This is a genomic window from Natrinema sp. SYSU A 869 (genome assembly GCF_019879105.1).
GTDB lineage: Archaea > Halobacteriota > Halobacteria > Halobacteriales > Natrialbaceae > Natrinema.
The window spans coordinates 3,402,774-3,421,682 of the sequence record NZ_CP082249.1; the positions used below are offsets into that span (position 1 = coordinate 3,402,774).

Genomic DNA, 18,909 nt, shown 5'->3' on the forward strand with positions numbered 1-18,909 from the left:
TACCGCTGCCTGGCGGAGAGCGGGAGCCACGCTCGCTACTCGTCGGGGTACTTTGGCTCCCGTTTCTCGGCCCGCTCGAGCGCCGTCGTCACCACGTCGCGGACGTCGCCGTGGAAGACGCCGCCGTGACCCGCGTACATGTGCTCGATGCTCTCGGGCATGCGCTCGAGCAGGTCCTCGATGCTCTCGATGAGTCGCTCGCGAGACTGGCCGGCCATGTCGGTGCGGCCGAAGCTGCCGTAGTCGAAGGCCCCGTCATCGTGGACGACGACGTCGCCGGAGAACAGCGATGACTCCGAGACGAACGAAACGTGGTCATCGGCGTGACCTGGCGTGTAGACGACGTCGAACTCCTCGTCACCGATCCGAACTGTGTCGCCGTCCTCGATTGCCTGGGTCCGCGTCGGGTGATCGGCGTAGGCATACACCTCGGGATCGAAGGCGTCGCAGACGGCCTCGAGCTGGGCGACGTGATCGCCATGCTGGTGGGTCATGACGATGGCCTCGAGGTCGTCAGTGTGTTCGCGGATTTCCTCGACGACGCCGTCCATCGCACCGGCGTCGACCAGCGTCGTCCGGTCGCCGACGGCGAGGTAGGCGTTGCAGGTGAACGTCTCTGCGTCCTCGGTGACGTGGTGGACTTCCATACGTGGCCACTCGATGGCCGACGGCAAAAACGGTGCTATCGGTAACGAGACGGCCATGGTTTTCGGCAGTATCGACCCGGTTCTCATCTGACGGATTTCTTCTATTCGATCGATGGACCATCCATACTGGGGACTCTATTGGGAATGTTGACTACCTGGGAAACTATAATAAACTGATAGCCATGGACTTTTTCAATCGGAACCCTGTAGGTAACATCGTATGGGATTCGGGAGCTACGACGAATCCGAGAAACAGGAAGTCGACGCTGATTTTGACGATAATGATGCGGTCAAGTCGGGAGAGAACAGCCACGATGGAACCATCGAGTTCGAAAATGGGGCGTCGAGCGACGAGTTGCTCGACCGGCTCAAAGAGATCAAAGACGAGAGCGATTGACGAATGAAAGCCGGGGTGCGGGCGCTGGGCATCGCCGAATCGTACCGCGGCGACCGCGACTGCAATCGGAACCGGAGTACGCTCGCCGGTGCCGTCGTTCGTGCCGATCGCATCTGTGACGGACTCGCATACGGCACCTGTCGCATCGGCGGCACCGACGGAACCGACGCCGTCATCGAGATTATTGACGAACTCGACCGTCCGGACGCCCGGTACGTCCTGCTCGGTGCTATCGCCCCTGCGTGGTACAACCTTTTTGCACTTTCGCGGATTCACGAGGCAGTCGATCGGCCGGTCATCGCCGTCACGTTCGAGGCTAGCGACGGCCTCGAGACCGGCCTCCGAGACGCGTTTTCCGGCCCCGAACTCGAGGCACGGCTCGCGACCTACCGAGCGCTGCCGGACCGACGCGAACTGTCGGTCGACGACGAGACCGTCTACGTGAGGCATGTCGGTCTCGAGCCCGCCGAGGCCGACGATGTCGTCCGGGCGTTCACGCCCGAAGGCGGCCGTCCAGAGCCGATTCGGGTCGCGAAGATGGCGGCTCGAGCGGCAGATTCGTACGCTCGTTCGTTCGAATGAACCGGAGTGAGAGTGATCCGTATCGTAAAGCCGACCGCGGAGCTCGACTACCGGAGGCTGGCCAGTAGCTGCCTCGACCGATCACATCTGGGCGGGACTGAAAGGGGCCTGTGCGCTCAGGGTCTTCGCGAGCGCAAGCCCTTTCACTGTATTCGTCGCTCCGTTACCGACGGGAACCAGCCGTGGATCACGACCGGCATCTGCGTCCCGAAAGACGTAGGAGGCAACCGCCTGAGCCACCTGTATGGGAGAGATGAAGGATTGCTGTGTCACGGAGTGTACGCGCTGTCCGGCGCTCGTCGAGTCCCGCAGCCGAATCGTCAACGGTGTCGGTCCCGAGGACGCCGACCTGTTGTTCGTCGGCGAAGGGCCCGGTGCCAACGAGGACGAACAGGGCGAGCCCTTCGTCGGCCGCAGCGGCACCGTCCTAGACGACGGGCTCCGAATCGTCGGCCTCGAGCGCGGCGACATCCGCATCACCAACTGCGTGCGCTGTCGGCCCCCGGAGAACCGCGATCCGACGAAAGACGAACTCGCGAACTGCCGGGGCTACCTCGAGCAGGAAATCTCCGCGCTCGATCCGGAAGTGATCGTCACGCTGGGGAAAGTGCCCAGCGAGCACCTCCTCGAGCGGTCAGTCGCGGTGACTAAGGAGGCGGGTGACTTCGAGGAGATTCGGATCGACGGCGCGCCACAGCGACTCCTGATCTGCGTGCATCCGGCGGCGACGCTGTACGACCGCAGCCAGAAGGAAACCTTCGAAAACGCCTTGCAGCGGGCGGCCGATCTCGCGGGCGTCGCGGACAGCGAGGGCGGACAGTCGCGACTCGACGGGTTTTGAACGACCGGGCGTGACCCTGTCGGCGACTTCGGTGACTAATCGCCGAGAGGGTTGCGTCGGCGAGTATCCGGACGGAGGCGAGAACGTTCACCGAGTATATTAGTATTGGCTGTCAAGAACTGGGACGCATGTCTCCCGTCTCCGAATTCGGTCCCGCTGATCCCGCGTGGCGGTACGGTGTGTACCTGTTTCCGATCGCACCGCTCTTGACACTGAGTTCTAACGTTGCACTCCGTCTTTTTGTACTGGCTGCCGACGCAGAATCCCTCGGTGTCGGACTGGCCTCCTTCGTCGTGACCGTCCTCGCCGGCTGGCTGTCGTACCTGTTCGCCGCTGTCGTGGCGGTCGCGTTGCTCATGGACGCGCTCGCGCTACGAGAACAGCCGGCGTGGAATCCGAATCCGTGGCTCGCGGGCGGGCTCGGGCTCAGTCACGTCGCCGGGGCAGTACTGGCGGTTCCGTACCTGTTCTCGGTTCCAGCGGTCGGCTACTACGTGTACCGGCGACGGCAGCGCCTCGACGGTCGCGACGGCGATGAGGGCCGTGGAACGGCCGAGTCCTCGAGTGATCAATCGGTACTCGAGTAGTAGCCGATTGCCCGAATGGCAATTCACTTCAACGCGCCCCACCGAGTACGTGTATGAGCACGGTTTCGTCTCCACAGGAGCAGTCCCTCGCCTCCGTCGTCATCGTGGACTACGGGCTGGGGAACCTCCGCAGTGTTACTCGGGGTCTCGAGCGCGCGGGTGCCGACGTCGAGATCACCGAAGATCCCGCGGCCTTCGCTGCGGCCGACGGCGTCGTCCTTCCCGGTGTCGGCGCGTTCCGCGAGGGCGTCGAGAACGCGGACCCGCTCCGCGAGGACCTCCTCGAGGTTGCCGAGAGTGGCACCCCCCTCTTCGGGATCTGTCTCGGCATGCAGATGCTGCTCACGACCAGTGAGGAGGGCGACAACGAGGGCGAGTCGGCCGTCCAAGGACTGGATCTGATCCCCGGAACGAACGTTCGGTTCGCCGAGGGCCAGAAGGTTCCGCACATGGGCTGGAACGAGCTCCACATCCAGCGTGACCACCCGCTCGTGGAGGGTGTGGATGGCGACTACGCCTACTTCGTCCACTCCTACTACGCGGCTCCGGACGACGAGCACGCGACGGTCGCGACGACGGACTACGAGCGCGAGTTCCCCTCGATCGTGGCCAACGACGAAGGAAATGTCTTCGGCACACAGTTCCACCCCGAGAAGAGCGGTGAGACGGGGCTACAGATCCTGCGGAACTTCGTCGAGATCTGCGCCGAAGAGTAGTCGCGTCGCGGCGCGATCACTCGGTTTTCGGTCGCTGTTCGGCCCGCAGTGATGCTGTTCGATCCGCAGTGATGCCGTTCAATCCGTTATTGCTCGATCGGCAGGCGATGCTGGGTCGGTGGACGGAGTGGTTCATGGACGAGGTCGTTCGGGAGTGGTTCGTGGACAGATGCAGACACACCCCGCAGTGCCGCTGTATGGGCCCGGAAGATAGGTTCTCTCTCGATAAATTACTGGATACCGGTACTAGCGACTGTTGTGTGACTACCGATCAGAGATCTATCTCTATAAGGGATCATCAATTCTAAATACTAGTTGTGTGTTACCGACCATTGAGTAGCTGGGCGAGGGTGCGCCGCTCGAGACGAACTTCTCTGTTCCCGGTCGGTGACTATACTCGTCACTTCCACCGCTGTCCCTACCGCTGACGCCGTGATCTCGGCCCGTACTGCTGTCGATTCCATCGGTACCTCTATCGTTGGTCCTATCGCCGGTTCTGCCGTTGTTCCCGTCGCGCGCCAACTACCGCTCCGTGAGTTATTACCTGACCGCCGCCCCACAAGTCACCATCTGATTACCACTCTGCAAGTCACCACCTGACCACCGCTTCGCGAGTCACCACCCAACCACCGCTTCGAGTCGACCCACACCACAGATCGTTACAGCGGCAACGCGGGGTGTGTGTCTCCGCATACAGCGGCACCGAGGGGTGGAAACCGGACGACTCACTTCCTATGGAAACTCTTTTTATTCGATACAGCGGAACTACGGTATCCGTCCCGTTCACCGGACTGGACCAACCTCTGCCGGAAATAGACGTCTGATCCCGTCGCTACCGTTGGTCGGATTGCTTCTGTCGTCACGCAGGTGCCGTGCTATACAGCGGCACTCCGGGGTCCGCCGACGAGCGAAGTGGCGAACCGGGAGTGCTATACAGCGGAACCGAAGGGTATGGACCCACCGATACAGCGGCACTCCGGGGTTGCCAGTACACGCTATGGTTCCCGGTGTGACTGGTATCACTCGGTGACGGTGCAGCGTGTCCGGATCAGCTATACAGCGGCACCGAGGGGTGTGAACCCACCGATACAGCGGCACCGAGGGGTGTGATTATCACATCAACGAAGCTGAATCGTGATATTCTCGAGTATACAGCGGCACTCCGGTTCCGAACGGTTAAGTACCCGACCCCGAATGGAATCAGTATCTGAATGTCGGATTCGATGGACTACTTCGGAAGCGAGAACGAGATCTTCCAGAACAAGGAGCTACTGCAGGTCTCGCATCTTCCCGACGGTGATCGGATCATCGGCCGCGAGGACGAACTGACGAATCTCGCGAACGCGATCAAACCCGCGATGCGAGGAAATACGCCGAACAACGTCCTCGTCTACGGGAAAACCGGGACCGGAAAGTCGCTGTGCTCGAAGTTCATCACGAATCAGGCCATCGAACGCGGGAAGGGCAACGAGGTCTCGATCGGCGTCGCCTACGTCGATTGCCTCCAGGAGTCGACCGAAACGCAGGCCGTCCAGTCGGCCGGCCACCAGCTCAACGACCAGTCCGTGACGGATGTCTCGATCCCCCATTCTGGACTGAGCACCGCCGAGTACTACCGCCGCCTGTGGCACATCGTTGATACCCGCTACGACGTCGCGTTGATCATCTTGGACGAGGTCGACAAGATCGAGGACGACGACATCCTGATGCAGCTTTCGCGGGCTGTCGAATCCGGCAAACTTACCGAGAGTACTGTCGGCGTCATCGGCATTTCGAACAAGATCCGATACAAGGACTCGCTTGACGAGCGGATCAAATCGAGCCTCTGCGAGCGCGAGTACGTCTTCTCGCCGTACGACGCGACTCAGATTCGGGAGATCCTTCGCACTCGAGCCGATGCGTTCCACGAGGACGTTCTCGAGGACGGCGTCGTCCCCCGCGTCGCCGCGCTGGCTGCCCGGGAACACGGCGACGCGCGGAAGGCGATCGATATTCTCCGCTTCGCGGGCGAGATCGCTGAGGAAAACGATCGAGAGCGGGTCACAGAGGCTTGCGTTGATCAGGCCCACGAGCGCGAGGAGACGAGCCGGCTTGCCGAACTGATCTCCAAGAGCCCCAGTCACGCGAAACTGGTCCTCGAGGCGATGGCGCTGTTGACCCAGCAGAAAGCGGACGACAACGCGCCGGTGACGACCAACGAGGCCTACGACCTCTACAAGCGACTCTGTGATCGGGACGGCTCGGAGCACCTGAAACTACGCCGGGTTCGGGACATCCTCTCGGAACTCGAGTTCCTCTCGATTATCGATCAGGAGCGCAAGTGGGCCGGCAAGGGGAAGGGTAACTACATGGAGAATCGACTGATCGACGATCCCGATGTCATTATCGCCGCCTGTAACGAGTCCGACTAGCGGTACCCTTGATGCCTTCGTTCGTCGTCAATTTTCGGTCCGTGATCCGGAGAACGGTTGCGGTCTGAGGGGAGCGACGGAAACCGGAGTTGAGACTCGAAGAAACGACGGAAGGTAGCGTAAAGAAGCGGAAAACAGCGTGTCGTCCACTTGTGGTGGTCAGGGATAACCACATCCTCCGCACGCTGGTTCCTCGGTCGGGGTGACGTTCTCAAATCAGTTCACGGACTTCCGAGTACCACATGTCGTGGTAGTCGACGTGGCCTACTCGGCGGGCGATCGCGACCGCCAGCGAATGCCAGCAGCGCTCGGTTGGATCGTTGGCGTCCAAGTTGTACTCGCTGTCCTTGCAGGTACAGCCGCCGTCCTCGACGATGTACTCGTCGTCGTAGCCGACGACGATAGTGAAATCGCGGTAGGACTTCACGCGGTTTTCGCCCACTGCCTCGATAGCCTGAACCCCACGGTCGCCATGGATCTCCGAGATCTCGCCGACGATCTCCGGCGTGAGTTCGCCGGCCTCCTCGAGAGCGGCTTGCCATTGCTCGACGGGGTTGGCCTTCGACACAACTGAAACTGTGTATCGAACTGTAAAATCGGTTTGGTTGTGTCGCCGTGATAGCGGGACGATCAACGCGCCCTACTCGATTCCTGCGGATTAAATGATGTCTGATGAGACTGGCCCGTTGGCGATCAAACGCGGGATGTGAACGAAAAACCGAAAATCGAGGTAACTGATCACTAGCACAATCCAAAATAGACTCAGTGCAGAGTGGGGATAATGGTCAACTGGCACCGAGTGGCGTTCCTCGTCAGGGGACGGAGTGCAATCGCGACCCTCGGAGCGCTCTACGTCGTGCTCGCGTTCGGCTGGGCGGCCGGCCAACTGACCGCCGGAAACCCTGTTTCGAACGTCGTGCTCGTCTCTAGCTTCATCGGACTGCCCGGCCTGGCGCTGTTATACGGCGGCTATCGACTGCCACGAACTGACATCCGCCCCGAATTCTACCCCACGATCGCAAACTGGTGTCTCGGTGGGCTCGGACTATTGCTCGGCATCCTCGTGCTGTATCAATTCGAGCCTGCCGAGAGTGTGAGCGATCCGTTCCGAGCTGCACTCGTTCTCACGGCGTTCGGGAGCGCCGCCGGCTTCGGTGTTGGCCTCCACGATGCACTGGCCAAGACGCGGGCGCTCGAACTCGAAGTTCGCAACCGGGAACTACGGCGAACGAAGGAGCAACTCGACGAGACGGTTGCTCGACTCGAGGCGGCTAACGATGAGTTCGAGGCGTCGAACGAGCGGTTGGAACAGTTCGCCTACGCCGCCTCACACGACTTACAGGAGCCCCTGCGGATGGTCACGAGCTACCTCACGCTTGTCGAAAGTCGGTACGGTGACGACCTCGACGCGGACGGCCGAGAGTTCATCGAGTACGCCGTCGACGGCGCAGACCGCATGCGCGAGATGATCGACGGCCTGCTCGCGTACTCCCGCGTTGGGACGCAGGGCGATGCGTTCGAACCGGTTGACTTAGAGGCGGTGTTTACGGCCGTCCGGCAAGATCTCGAAGTGCAACTCGCCGAGAGCGATGCTACCGTCGAAACAGCGGCATTACCCCATGTTGAAGGCGATAGAAACCAGTTACGACAGCTGTTCCAGAATCTGTTGAGTAATGCGATCGAGTACAGCGGCGACGACCCGCCCCGGATCACCGTCACTGCCGAGCGAAACGGAACGGACTGGACGGTATCGGTCGCGGACGAGGGAATCGGTATCGATCCGACCGATGCCGATCGTATCTTCGAGGTGTTCCAGCGGCTCCACAGCCGCGATGAGTACGCCGGGACGGGAATCGGACTCGCGCTGTGTAAACGGATCGTCGAGCGCCACGGCGGTGAGATCTGGGTCGAGTCCGAACCCGGCGAGGGATCGACGTTCTCGATGACGTTGCCGGCGGTCTCGGACCGTGGCGAGTGACTCGGCGGCTTCGATTTCCCGCCGCCGGTACCCCACCAGGACGATCGCAAACTCGAGTGCCACGCGGGCCACATGGACGGTCGGCTCGGAACCGACTCCCGATGACTCACGCCCGGTCGAGATCACGACGCTTTTCGACCGTCGCCGTCCAGACGGAGTATGCGCGTCACCGAGGGCGGGGTCGAACTCGAGGTCCCCGGCGAACAGACGGAGGGCATCGAGGAGGCGGTCTTCTACAATCCGCGACAGGAACTGAACCGGGATCTGACGATCGCGACGCTGCGGGCGTATCGCGAGCGCGAGGACCGTGCCACCTCGTATCTGGACGCGATGACTGCGAGCGGCGTCCGCGGCGTTCGGGCCGCCGCTGACGGCTGGGACGTGACCTGCTGTGACGTCGACGAGGAGGCGGTCGACCTCGCGCGGGCGAACCTCGATCGAAACGACTGCGACGGTTCGCGGGTCGAGCACCGCAACGTCAGCGCTCTCATGCACGACGAGCCGTTCGACGTGATCGATCTCGACCCCTATGGGACGCCGATGCCCTTCGCGGACGCCGCGTTCGCGAACTGCCGCGACCTCGTCTGTGTCACCGCGACGGACACCGCGCCGCTGTGCGGTGCCCACTTCAACAGCGGCGTCCGCTCGTACTCCGCGATCCCCCAAAACACGGATTATCATGCCGAGATGGGCGTTCGAATCCTCATCTCCGCGCTCGCACGTAGCGCCGCCCGGTTCGACGTCGGTATCGAGCCGATCCTGACCCACGCGACCAGCCACTACGTCCGGACCTACCTCGAGCTCGAGCACAAGCCCACCGCTTCGGACGCCGCAATAGACGAGTTAGGCCATCTCTATCACTGTGAAGACTGTCTCTACCGAGAAGCTGATCTCGGGCTGATCGCCGACCCGCTCGAGAGGTGTCCACACTGCGATGGCAATCGGATGCTCACCGCCGGCCCCGTCTGGCTCGGGGCCGTCCAGGACCCGGCGTTCATCGGCGCGGTTCGGGACGAAATCCCCTATACGTTCAACACTGCACCGGAGGCCCGCGAACTCTGCGACACGCTTGCAGCGGAACTCGACGAACCGATCCACTACGACCAGCACAAGCTCTGTCGGAACTGGGGACTGCCCGCAAACGCGATGGACGAGTTCCTAGCTGACCTCCGCGAGGCGGGGTATGCGGCCTCGCGAGCTCACTACGGCGGGACGACGTTCAAGACGGACGCGAGCGTCGACGAGATCCGCGCCGCGACTGCGGGGAACCTCGACTGATCGAGACCGCGTCACTCCACGTCAGCGTATAGGCGGACGAGCCCGCATTCGGGACAACAAACGCCCTGCAGTTTCGTCGTATTTTCAGCCCGATCTTTCCCAGCAACCCGTCACGTTTCCCGGTCGAGATAGACGGCGGCATGCCCTCACCGTCGCGAACGGTGACCGGTTCCATCGTCACACTACAGTCCGGACAGCGTCGTTGCTCCATGTAGTGGTGTTAGCACACCAATTGAAAATGGTTGGCTCGAGCACCGTCTAGCGACGGATCGGGCAATGACTCTCCGACCGATATTCGGCCCCGTACATCGGTTCGCCGAGCGAAACGGACGGCTACAGTGCTGCAGTCGCGACTGGGCTGTAGACACCGTGACGAGTGCCACAGTGTAAGACTCCGTTGTGGGTCTGTCCGACGGGACTACATATAGCGGCCCGCGTGGAAGGGCTGCGCGTGATCGACCGCACACGGGGACTGGCGGTAACGAGAGAGGCGCTTCGGCTCGCACGGACCGAACAGTTGACGCTGCTGGCGGCGGGCGTCGCATTCTACGGGTTCATCTCGCTCGTGCCGCTCATGTTACTCGCGCTGGGCATCGCCGCATCCATCGGCGGCGAAGCGCTCGCAGCACGGCTCACAGCAGCGGCCAGCGACGTCCTCACGCCGGCGGCCCGGGAACTGCTCGCAGAGACACTCGTTGACGACGCCGGTCGGCAGGGGGCGACCATCGTCGGTGTTCTCGGGCTCCTGTGGGGCTCGAGTCGAGTCCTCCGCGGGCTCGATCGGGCCTTCTCGCAGGTGTACGGCACCGCAGGGGACAAAACCCTGCTCGACACCGTCTGGGACGCGATGATCGTGTCCATCGGCATCACGCTGGGGCTCGTGGTGGTCGGTCTCCTCGAGCTCGTGATCCGATTCGTTCCCGGATACTGGCTCTTGATCGTCGGACAGCTGTTCGTCGTCCTCGGCCTGATCGCGACGTTTCTCCCGCTGTACATCGTCTTTCCGGACGCGAACGTCGATCTCCGCGAGGCGGCTCCGGGGACGATCGTCGCCGCTATTGGTTGGTACGCGCTGAGTCGCAGCTTCTCGCTGTATACCGGGTTGATAACCGGATATGCGGTCTACGGCGCGCTCGGAGCCGTCTTTCTCGTCCTCGTCTGGCTGTACGTCGGCTCGATCATCCTCGTCTTCGGTGCCGTCCTCAATGCTGTCCTCGCCGACCGTGAAGTGGATCGGCAGCTACAAAGTCCCGGACACCGACAGATTCCGACAGAAGCGATGACCGACGACGCTACGGGTGCCGACGAGGGAGCCGCGGAGGACCGCGCGAGCGACCGTGCGACCGCGAGGAGCGCCAGCGCCCGAACGCGCGATCGCTCGAGTGACGACGAAGTCCTCCGCGAGGAGATCGAGCGGCTGCGCGACCGCGTGGACGCCTTCGAAGACGACGTCGAGGGCAGGACCGTTCAAAAGGAATCCCTCGAGGGTGAGCTGAAACGATACGTGCGGCGGCGGGTACGGCGCGGCCACGCCCACGACTGGGGTCCGTATCTCGTCTTACTGTACGGGACGGCGATGTCGATCGCCGCGTTCTACTTCCTCGAGGGACCGTGGGCGATCCTCTCGATGATCGTCGTCTGGACCTCGACGCTCGGCGTCTACGTCCTGATGGTCCTGTTTGGCTTCGGGATCTCCCTACTCGGGATTCCCGGCCGCATTCGAAACTTGGTCGGCGAGCGCCGCTCCTAATGGCACGCGGCTAGCTCCTCGTCGCCGCCCCTTTCACACTCGGCCCCGTTCCGACTCGTGCCAATGGTGCGAACAGCGTCGGGCTTGACGATCAAGATGACAGAGTGGAGTCCCAACTCCGAACCCCTCACTGCTGTGTGGGAACAGTCTGCCGGACGAACCGGCGGACCCGGTCGGTGTACGTCGCCGGCCGGTGGAGGTTACAGATGTGGCCGACGCCCGCGAGCACTTCGACGCGGCCGTCCCGTGCAGCCTTGGCGTGGGCCTGCTCGCCGCGACGCATGAGCTTGTCGTTCTCCCCGTTGAGGATCAGCGTCGAGCCGGGATAGCTCGAGAGCTTCGCCCGGTAATCCTCGCCCGCGATGTCCGGTGCCGCGTCGCCGAACTGCTTCGGATAGAACCCCGAGTCGATGATTTCCCGCTCGATGTCCGGCGGGAGCTCCCGATTTCGCACCCAGCGCGCCGCGAGCTTCTTGCCGGCACGTTTTCCCAGGTCCGGTTTGGTCAGAAGCCGCGCCAGCCCGCCGGTCAGCCGCGTGCCGAGTTGCATCGTGTTCACCGGGTTCACGCTGCTCCCCGACAGCACCAGTGCGTCGACCTGCTCGGGATGGCGGTAGGCGTACTCCGTCGCCACGTAGCCGCCCAGCGAAAGCCCGACGAGCACCGCCGATCCATCAGCATGCGTCTCGAAACTCTCCTCGAGGACGTCGATCGCCGGCTCCATTCGGAACGGCTTGCCGGCGCGGGTGCCGTGGCCCGGTAAATCGGGGGCGATGGTGTGATACTCCTCGGAGAGTTCGCGCGTTTGGGGCAGCCACATTTTCCGGGTGAACATTGCGCCGTGGACGAACACGATCGACTGCGCGGTTGCTGGGCCGGCAACGTCGACGCCCTCGTCACTGCCGCTTTCGCCTGTCCAGTCCATAGCCAGTGGGTGTATCACAAGGACGGTCTTAGTAGTCAGCCCGGCGACACACGGGCAGCGCAAGGAGTTTCCGGCGCGAGTCCGTCGATACGCCATACTGCAGATGATCGCCTCGAGAGCGGACGTTGAGCGGCTACGGACGGAAGCCGAGATGATCTTCACGCGGATCGACACCGTCACTGCGGCCCTCGAGCGAGCACGCGACCGGCCGGGCGAGCACTGGGACGACCGGGAACTAACGCTCGAGCTCGAGACCCCGACCGGCGACTCGACCGAGGTTGCGTTGGATCTCGACCAGAGCGCCGCCGAGAACGCCCAGCAGCGATATGAACGCGCCGGCGAACTCGCGGCGAAACTCGACGAACGAGAGGCCGTCGCGGGCGAACTTGCCGCCGTGCCGCCGGAGCCGCTCGCCGTCTTGATCCTCGACCACCTCGAGACGGTCGGGACGGACGACTCGCGCTCGATGGCGGGGGCGCTGGACGCCGACCACGAGACGGTCGTCGACCTGTCCGCGGCGGTCGAGCGGAGCGGACTGCTCACGGAACTCCCCGTGGGCGACGATCGGACGCGTTCTGCGTATCGGCTCACCGACGACGGCGACGGAATACTGTCGTTTCTCGAGGAACGAAAGGGAAAACGGCGGTTCCTCCGATGGATCGAGGGGACGGAACGCCTCGCTCGCCGCCTCTCGCGGGGCGGCCCGGATTATCCACGGATGACCGCGAACGAACTCGGGCTCGAACTCACGGCCGTTCGGCACCGGTACCAGGCGATGGAGGCCGTCGGACTCGTCACGACCTACGAGGGGTCGATCATCAAGGGGACCGAGCGGAAACTCAAGCCGAAAGACGAGACGCACCGGAAACACACTTACTACGTGACGACCGACGTCGCCGACCGGATTCTGCGGACGATCAACGATGAGTGAGCGATCCCGCTGTCTCGGCCCCGAGCGGATCGCTCGTGATCACGCCCCTACTCGTCCTCGCGTCCGTTACTATCGGTATCGGAGCCGGCGTCCGTGAGCCGTTCCGTTTCGGGGGCGTCCTCGACCGACTGCGCGCCGTCCTCGGTCGTCGGTCCTCGATCGGTTGCCTCCGTTTCGCGGAGTGCGTCCGGATCCACCTCGGCGTCGGTCTGACTCGTCTCTCCCTCAGGGTCGACGGCCGCGTCCGTTCGCTGAGCGTCCTCGTCGATGTCCACTGCTGCGTCCGTCCGCTCGAGGTCCTCGTCGCGCTGGACCGAGAGTCCCGAATCGCGGTCCGCCAGTTCGGTCGGATCGACCGTTGCCCCTCGGCCCCGCTCCTCGATCTGGTCCATCTCCTCGGCCGCGTCCAGACCGTCGTCGTCAGCCATGTCCGTGGCGATTTCCGTTTCGTCGGTTCCGCTCGTGCTGCCGGTGGGATCCGTCTCCGGCCTCTGATCCGGCGACTCGTCATGGCCGACGCTCGGTTCGGTGTCCGATTCCGTTCGAACCGGGAGTTCACTCTCGAGTTGGACCGCATCGTCGGTGATTTCCCGAACCGAATCGTGATCGAGCGTGATCATCTCCTCGGCCCCCTTCTCCCAGCCGAGCGAGGACTTGATCGACTCGACGGCCGACGGATCGGGTCTGACGTGGGCGACGTTCCCCTCGACCGCCGCAACAACGCCGACCGACTCGCCGTTGTCGTTCTCGACGGGCTTGCCGAGATCGTCGTCGGTAAACGTGGCGCACATAGCATCGGCTACCGGCACTCGATGCAAGCCCGTGATGCCTGCAACGGCCGGGACGAGGCGGTACCCTCCACGGTCGCTTCCTGATGGGTGCGTCTCGAGATAGGTGCCAACCATGATATCGCCGCTGCAACGGGCGACCTTGAGAGACGGCAGGCTGTGGTTTGTGCCGACGGCCGTATCGCTGAGGACGTTACCGAAACCGTCTCGTTCCGGCTGGGCCCAACCGTACGGCGAATTACCCACAGAAGGGCAACGTTGACGCGGAGACGGACTGGTACTGACGCCGGGCTCGCCGGTCGCCGGTGTGGGGACCCTCTACATAGTTAAGTAAATCCGCCCAATACACCTCAGGAACGATGTACCAGTCCGATTCAGCGTGGGACTTTGCGATCGCTGACACGATCAAATTTGGTCGCGGTGCGGTCGACGAACTCGGGTCCGAACTCGCACAGCGCTCCGTCTCGAGTCTGCTCGTGATTACAGACGAACAGCTCCGGGACGCAGGAGTCGTCGACACCGTCCTCGAGTCGGTCGCCGCGGAGATCGAGATCAACGTCTTCGACGACGTCGAGCCCGACCCGGACGTCGACGTCTACGAGTCCGCGATCGAGACTGCAGCGGCGGTCGGTCCCGACGCAATCGCCGGCGTCGGCGGCGGGAGTTCGATGGACGTCGCGAAGGTCGCCGGCGCGCTCATCGCCGCGGACGGCGACGTACTCGACTACGTCGCGCCGCCGATCGGCGGCGGCAAGTCGGTTCCCGACTCCGAGACGCTCGTCGCTGCAGTGCCGACGACCGCTGGAACCGGATCGGAGAGTTCGCCCGCGGCCGTGGTCTCGCTGCCGGACCGCGAACTCAAGGTCGGCATCTCGAGTCGCCACCTCTATCCCGAGCTGTCGGTCGTCGACCCGCTGCTGTCCGTGTCGTTACCGCCCACGATCACTGCGTCTTCGGGAATGGACGCGCTCACGCACGCGATCGAGGCGTATACGACTCGCCGCTACGACGCGAAGGAAGCGCCGGAAACCGCTGCCGACCGCCCCGATTACGGCGGCCGGACGGCGATGACCGACCTCTACGCCGAGAAGGCGATCGAGCTGATCGGTGGCAGTCTGCGGCGGGCGGTCAACAACGGATCGGACGTCGATGCCCGCCGCGATATGGCCCTCGGGAGCCTCCTCGCGGGGATCGCCTTTACGAACGCCGGGCTGGGCGCGACCCACGCGATGGCCTACCCGGTCGCCGGCGAGAATCATACGCCCCACGGCGTCACCGTCGCCGTGTTGCTGCCGAACGTCATGCGATACAACACGCCCACGGCGTTCGACCGCTACGGCCGCGTCGCCGAACTCCTCGGCGAACCCGTCGATGGGCTCGCCGACCGCGAGAAGGGCGAACGCGCCGCCACTGCCGTCGAACAGCTCTCGACCGACATCGGCATCCCGTCGGGACTCACCGACCTCGGCGTCGAAGACGCTGACGTCCCGCGGCTCGCCGAGAAGACCGAAGACATCCAGCGACTGCTGGTCGGGAACCCGCGTCGCGTCTCCCAAGACGACCTCGAGGAAGTCTTCAGGAACGCCCTCTGAGATATCGCTCTGCCACTCACTGAGGACGAGGGGACGCGGAACACGGCCGGACAACGGCCGCGAGCCGCCTCGTCAGTCGATCGGGAACCGCAACAGCGCGCCGACGCCGTCGAACGCGTCGCCGAATCGGATTCCGTCCGGGAAGTCGTCCGGAACAACGACGGTTTCCCCACCCTGCTCGGCTGTCTGGTCGCCCAGTTCCTGCAGCTCACTGCCCTCGAGTCCCATCGAGAGCAACAGCGTTTCGACCGCGTCGTACTCGAGGGCGTCGTCGACCTCGTCGACGCCGTAAGCGACGGGCTCGTCATCATCTCGGATCCTCTCGAAGAACGCACCGAGCGTCTCGCGGACGTCACCGCGGTCGCGCTCCTCGATCGCGCCCTCACCTTTCGCTGCGAGCTGTCGGAGGCCCTGTTCGGAGGCGTACTCGACGGGAAATTCGCCGACGAGGCGGTCCGCAAGCCGGTGATTGAGGTCCGCCTCCTCGCGGAAGTCCTCAACTATGCCCGTCGTGCCCCCGAGGAGGACGCCGTCGGCGGGGTCGTCGCCGAGAAACTCCATCTCAGCACGCTCGGCGACCGCGTCGAAGAAGTCGCGTTTCTGGCGCTCGCGGTCGCGCTCGAACCGCTCGGCCGACTGGCCGCCGGCGCTGGATTTGCCCGGGACGTTGCTGTCGAGGGTCTCGATCGGCTCGACACCCTCGTCGTCCAGCCGCCCCAATGCGGCCCCGCCGCGTTCGACGACGAGCAGGCCGTAGGTCGATTCAGGCTCCGTGACGTCTTCGAGGGGCTCGAGATCGAACTCGTTGCCGTGTTCGTATCTGGACTCCTCGATCGGCACGGGCAGGTCGTCGACGGTCGTCGCGACGAGGTCGCCGTCGACCACGCCAGCGTAGATCGCCAGCCCGTGCTCGGGGATCTCATCGTACTCGTTCAGACGTCTCCGGGCCTCCTCGAGGGCGTCGACGAGCGGCCGGGGCATCGACTGCTCGTCGAGTTGCGTCGCCTCGGCGTAGTCGGTCTCGACGGGCCGGCGCGCTTTCCCGATCGATGATTTGGGCGGCACGGTCAGCGTGACGAGTACGTCGCGGTCCGCCGACGCCGTCGAGAGGCGGCCGAGTCGCTCGTGGAGTTCGTAGTTCGCGAGAGACATCTGCAATCAGTGCCCGCGGCTACGAGCGACCCGGGGTTGAACCCCCTGCCGGCGTGTTCACCCCTCACGCCGGTTATCGGCGTCAGTCCCCGCGCTCGAGCTGATCGCCGCCGAACTCGTCGTCGCTCTGAATGCGGGAGGCCTGCGGACCGTCCTGATCCTGATACTTCGAGCCGCGATCGCTGCCGTAAGGGCGCTCCGCGGGCGTCTTGAGCTCCGTGAACGTGAGCTGCGAGATCCGCATGCCGGGCGTGAGCGCGACCGGTGCGGAGCCGAGGTTCGATAGCTCGAGGGTGATCTGGCCCCGATAACCGGGATCGCAGAGGCCGGCCGTCGCATGGACAACGACGGCGAGCCGGCCCAGTGAGGAGCGGCCCTCAACGTGGGCGATCAGGTCCGCCGGGATCTCGACGCGCTCATGGGTCGTTCCGAGCACGAAGTCCCCAGGGTGGAGGATGAAATCGTCGTCATCGTCGACCACGGTTTCGGTGACGTAATCGTCGACCTCGTCTTCGGAGTTTGGGTGAATACAAGGGATGTTCGTCCGCTGGAACTCGAGGAACTCACGGCCCAGTCGGAGGTCGACGCTCGCGGGCTGAATCTGCAGTTCCGGATCGTCGAGGGGCTCGACGACGAGGTCGCCGGCCTCGAGGCGCTCGAGGATGTCTGCATCGGAGAGGATCATACGGAGTAGGAGCGAACACGGGGCCCTAAATTCCTCGGTCCGAGGTCGACCTCCGAGGCGGTCACGAATCAAGCACGCGTCTCGAGGGGCTCCAGATGGTATATAACTGTGACATTATGTCGGGATTCGTGTGATCGGTACTAGCCATTAGTGTTGCATATTCTGAATACCCACTCAAACGGCCTAAGCCATTATAACGCCGCACGACGAAGGCCTGGGCATGGGTGGGGAGCAGGGCCGGTTCACCGGAGACACGAAGGTTCTGCATCAGCGAGCCGTCAGAATACCGCTCTTGGACGCGGAGGCCGAGCAGGTGTTCCACGAGAACATGATGAACGTGGCCGCTTCCCGGGAGCGGAAGGCGGAGTTGCTCGCCGATCCCGGAGCTTCCGTACTGGACGCCTACGAAGCACAGATCGACCACGTTTCTGAAAGTTTCGAGCGGCGGCTCCGACAGATCGCCGGTGAGGACTACGAAGAGATCGCGATGGCATATCACCGCGGCGATCGCGACGACCGGATCGGTGCGCTCACCGCGTACTACTTCGAGGGTGCGTGGCGGGCACAACAGCAAGCCACGATTACGGACATGCTGTACGCCCCGCTGATCCTCCGCTATCCCGATAGTTTCACGATGAACATCCGGTTTGCCAGCGGATACACAACGACGGAGTCGGTCCGCTACGAATCGCCAGAGCACTGCTCGGAAGAACTCGGCGACGAGCATACCGAAACGTACTACGAAGAAAGCCTCTTCTCCCAGAAGCAGGCAGCGGAATACCTCAGAGAGACCGCAGAAACCATCCGTGAGGAGTTCCCCGATCCGGACGAAACGCCGTTCGAGGAGCGCAAATACGGTGGTGTCGTCTCAGCGAGCGGCCGACGCGGCTCGGTCTTCTCGGCGATGCTCGAGCGCGTCGAGCCGGATCCCGACCGATTCGCGGAGCCGGTCGACAAGCCGGTCCTCGTCGACGCGGGTCCAGAAGCGAGACGGACGGAACGGACGTTCATCCTCGAGAGCGAAATAATCCATTGACTCGGACCAATCGAACGCTGTAACCCGCAGAAAACGGCCACATTCTTCGGGTATCGTTATGTGATAGATTCGCTAACGGTCAACCATCCATCGTCCCTGATCGTGACGGCGTGGCCGTCGATGATCATATCTATGATTAGGTCATCGGCCGCCTCTGTCTGTTGAACGAGCCGATTGAGGGCTTCCAAATGGACGTACTCGAAGAGCGGATCGAGTTCGGTCACACGGATGTCTTCTACTGCGGCTATCGTTACTGCAAGCGCGTGAGACACTGATTCGTATTCGGTGTAATCGACGTGGATGTCCCCGCCTCTGTCGATATCATGTGGATTCATGGGTTCGTTTACGACTGGCCGTCACGGGCCGAACGAGGTGTGTGGATCGCAGTCCTCGTCCCGCTTTTGCTGCTATCACTCACGTCGGATGTTATCATCCCACACGAGAAAACGGTGTCTTCACCCGGATAATAACACGGATCGCGTAGCCATTCCGTCAGACGGAGAGGAATTTCATCACAAACGCTGACTCGCTGCTGGTCCGTCGATCGGCCGGAGTGTCTGCCGAAACTGTGCAGGATTCGCCGAGACAGCCGGGGAACCGCCTGCTGACCGAC

At 63.2% G+C, this 18,909-nt stretch carries 19 protein-coding genes and 1 pseudogene; 12 read left to right on the forward strand and 8 right to left on the reverse strand.

The window, feature by feature from the left end; genetic code table 11:
* Positions 1–35 precede the first annotated feature (35 nt).
* Positions 36–647 (reverse strand): MBL fold metallo-hydrolase, encoded by a 612-nt coding sequence (locus tag K6I40_RS25065; protein ID WP_222917984.1) that lies wholly within the window; start codon positions 645–647, stop codon positions 36–38.
* Between the two features lie 220 nt (positions 648–867).
* Here K6I40_RS25065 and K6I40_RS25070 point away from each other — a divergent pair, with 220 nt between their 5' ends.
* From K6I40_RS25070 to K6I40_RS25095, 6 genes are all read left to right on the forward strand, one after another.
* Positions 868–1,044, forward strand: coding sequence for a DUF5786 family protein (locus tag K6I40_RS25070; protein ID WP_222917986.1), 177 nt, complete (start codon positions 868–870; stop codon positions 1,042–1,044).
* Positions 1,045–1,047: 3 nt separating this feature from the next.
* Positions 1,048–1,626, forward strand: coding sequence for a DUF99 family protein (locus K6I40_RS25075; protein ID WP_222917988.1), 579 nt, complete (start codon positions 1,048–1,050; stop codon positions 1,624–1,626).
* Positions 1,627–1,870: 244 nt separating this feature from the next.
* Positions 1,871–2,467, forward strand: coding sequence for a uracil-DNA glycosylase (locus K6I40_RS25080; protein ID WP_222917990.1), 597 nt, complete (start codon positions 1,871–1,873; stop codon positions 2,465–2,467).
* A 128-nt stretch (positions 2,468–2,595) separates the two neighbouring features.
* Complete coding sequence (locus tag K6I40_RS25085) at positions 2,596–3,054, forward strand: hypothetical protein (RefSeq protein WP_222917992.1); 459 nt, start codon at positions 2,596–2,598, stop codon at positions 3,052–3,054.
* Between the two features lie 53 nt (positions 3,055–3,107).
* Positions 3,108–3,770 carry an imidazole glycerol phosphate synthase subunit HisH gene (hisH, locus tag K6I40_RS25090; RefSeq protein ID WP_222917994.1) on the forward strand — a complete coding sequence of 221 codons (663 nt, stop codon included), beginning with the start codon at positions 3,108–3,110 and terminating at the stop codon, positions 3,768–3,770.
* Positions 3,771–4,981: 1,211 nt separating this feature from the next.
* Positions 4,982–6,181 (forward strand): orc1/cdc6 family replication initiation protein, encoded by a 1,200-nt coding sequence (locus K6I40_RS25095; RefSeq protein ID WP_222917996.1) that lies wholly within the window; start codon positions 4,982–4,984, stop codon positions 6,179–6,181.
* A gap of 211 nt (positions 6,182–6,392) precedes the next feature.
* Here the strand turns inward: K6I40_RS25095 and K6I40_RS25100 are convergent, their stop codons facing one another.
* On the reverse strand, positions 6,393–6,749 hold the full coding sequence (locus tag K6I40_RS25100; RefSeq protein ID WP_222917998.1) for a hypothetical protein: 357 nt from the start codon (positions 6,747–6,749) through the stop codon (positions 6,393–6,395).
* A gap of 213 nt (positions 6,750–6,962) precedes the next feature.
* On the opposite strand from K6I40_RS25100, the gene K6I40_RS25105 reads away from it, so the two are divergent.
* Both K6I40_RS25105 and K6I40_RS25110 read left to right on the forward strand, forming a co-directional pair.
* The gene (locus K6I40_RS25105; protein ID WP_222918000.1) at positions 6,963–8,159 is read left to right on the forward strand and encodes an ATP-binding protein; all 1,197 of its coding nucleotides are present in this window, start codon (positions 6,963–6,965) and stop codon (positions 8,157–8,159) included.
* Between the two features lie 159 nt (positions 8,160–8,318).
* Positions 8,319–9,437: a tRNA (guanine(26)-N(2))-dimethyltransferase gene (locus K6I40_RS25110; RefSeq protein ID WP_222918002.1), complete on the forward strand. Its 1,119-nt coding sequence runs from the start codon at positions 8,319–8,321 to the stop codon at positions 9,435–9,437.
* Positions 9,438–9,448: 11 nt separating this feature from the next.
* Here K6I40_RS25110 and K6I40_RS29075 read toward each other — a convergent pair.
* Positions 9,449–9,648: pseudogene (locus K6I40_RS29075) on the reverse strand (hypothetical protein).
* A gap of 261 nt (positions 9,649–9,909) precedes the next feature.
* Here K6I40_RS29075 and K6I40_RS25115 point away from each other — a divergent pair.
* On the forward strand, positions 9,910–11,187 hold the full coding sequence (locus K6I40_RS25115; protein ID WP_222920456.1) for a YihY/virulence factor BrkB family protein: 1,278 nt from the start codon (positions 9,910–9,912) through the stop codon (positions 11,185–11,187).
* A gap of 127 nt (positions 11,188–11,314) precedes the next feature.
* On the opposite strand, the gene K6I40_RS25120 is transcribed toward K6I40_RS25115, so the two are convergent.
* Positions 11,315–12,112 carry an alpha/beta hydrolase gene (locus K6I40_RS25120; protein ID WP_222918004.1) on the reverse strand — a complete coding sequence of 266 codons (798 nt, stop codon included), beginning with the start codon at positions 12,110–12,112 and terminating at the stop codon, positions 11,315–11,317.
* Positions 12,113–12,215: 103 nt separating this feature from the next.
* Here K6I40_RS25120 and K6I40_RS25125 point away from each other — a divergent pair, with 103 nt between their 5' ends.
* Positions 12,216–13,043 (forward strand): DUF2250 domain-containing protein, encoded by an 828-nt coding sequence (locus K6I40_RS25125; RefSeq protein ID WP_222918006.1) that lies wholly within the window; start codon positions 12,216–12,218, stop codon positions 13,041–13,043.
* A 47-nt stretch (positions 13,044–13,090) separates the two neighbouring features.
* Here the strand turns inward: K6I40_RS25125 and K6I40_RS25130 are convergent, their stop codons facing one another.
* A complete protein-coding gene (locus K6I40_RS25130; protein WP_255681862.1) occupies positions 13,091–14,077 on the reverse strand; it encodes a hypothetical protein in 987 nt (328 codons plus the stop codon).
* 113 nt (positions 14,078–14,190) lie between these two features.
* On the opposite strand from K6I40_RS25130, the gene K6I40_RS25135 reads away from it, so the two are divergent.
* Positions 14,191–15,423 carry a hydroxyacid-oxoacid transhydrogenase gene (locus tag K6I40_RS25135; protein ID WP_222918008.1) on the forward strand — a complete coding sequence of 411 codons (1,233 nt, stop codon included), beginning with the start codon at positions 14,191–14,193 and terminating at the stop codon, positions 15,421–15,423.
* 72 nt (positions 15,424–15,495) lie between these two features.
* On the opposite strand, the gene K6I40_RS25140 is transcribed toward K6I40_RS25135, so the two are convergent.
* On the reverse strand, positions 15,496–16,575 hold the full coding sequence (locus tag K6I40_RS25140; RefSeq protein ID WP_222918010.1) for a Vms1/Ankzf1 family peptidyl-tRNA hydrolase: 1,080 nt from the start codon (positions 16,573–16,575) through the stop codon (positions 15,496–15,498).
* 82 nt (positions 16,576–16,657) lie between these two features.
* Positions 16,658–17,260 (reverse strand): dCTP deaminase, encoded by a 603-nt coding sequence (gene dcd / locus K6I40_RS25145; protein WP_222918012.1) that lies wholly within the window; start codon positions 17,258–17,260, stop codon positions 16,658–16,660.
* A gap of 220 nt (positions 17,261–17,480) precedes the next feature.
* Here dcd and K6I40_RS25150 point away from each other — a divergent pair, with 220 nt between their 5' ends.
* Positions 17,481–18,296, forward strand: coding sequence for a hypothetical protein (locus K6I40_RS25150; protein WP_222918014.1), 816 nt, complete (start codon positions 17,481–17,483; stop codon positions 18,294–18,296).
* Positions 18,297–18,352: 56 nt separating this feature from the next.
* On the opposite strand, the gene K6I40_RS25155 is transcribed toward K6I40_RS25150, so the two are convergent.
* Positions 18,353–18,631 carry a HalOD1 output domain-containing protein gene (locus K6I40_RS25155; protein ID WP_222918016.1) on the reverse strand — a complete coding sequence of 93 codons (279 nt, stop codon included), beginning with the start codon at positions 18,629–18,631 and terminating at the stop codon, positions 18,353–18,355.
* Positions 18,632–18,909 lie beyond the last annotated feature (278 nt).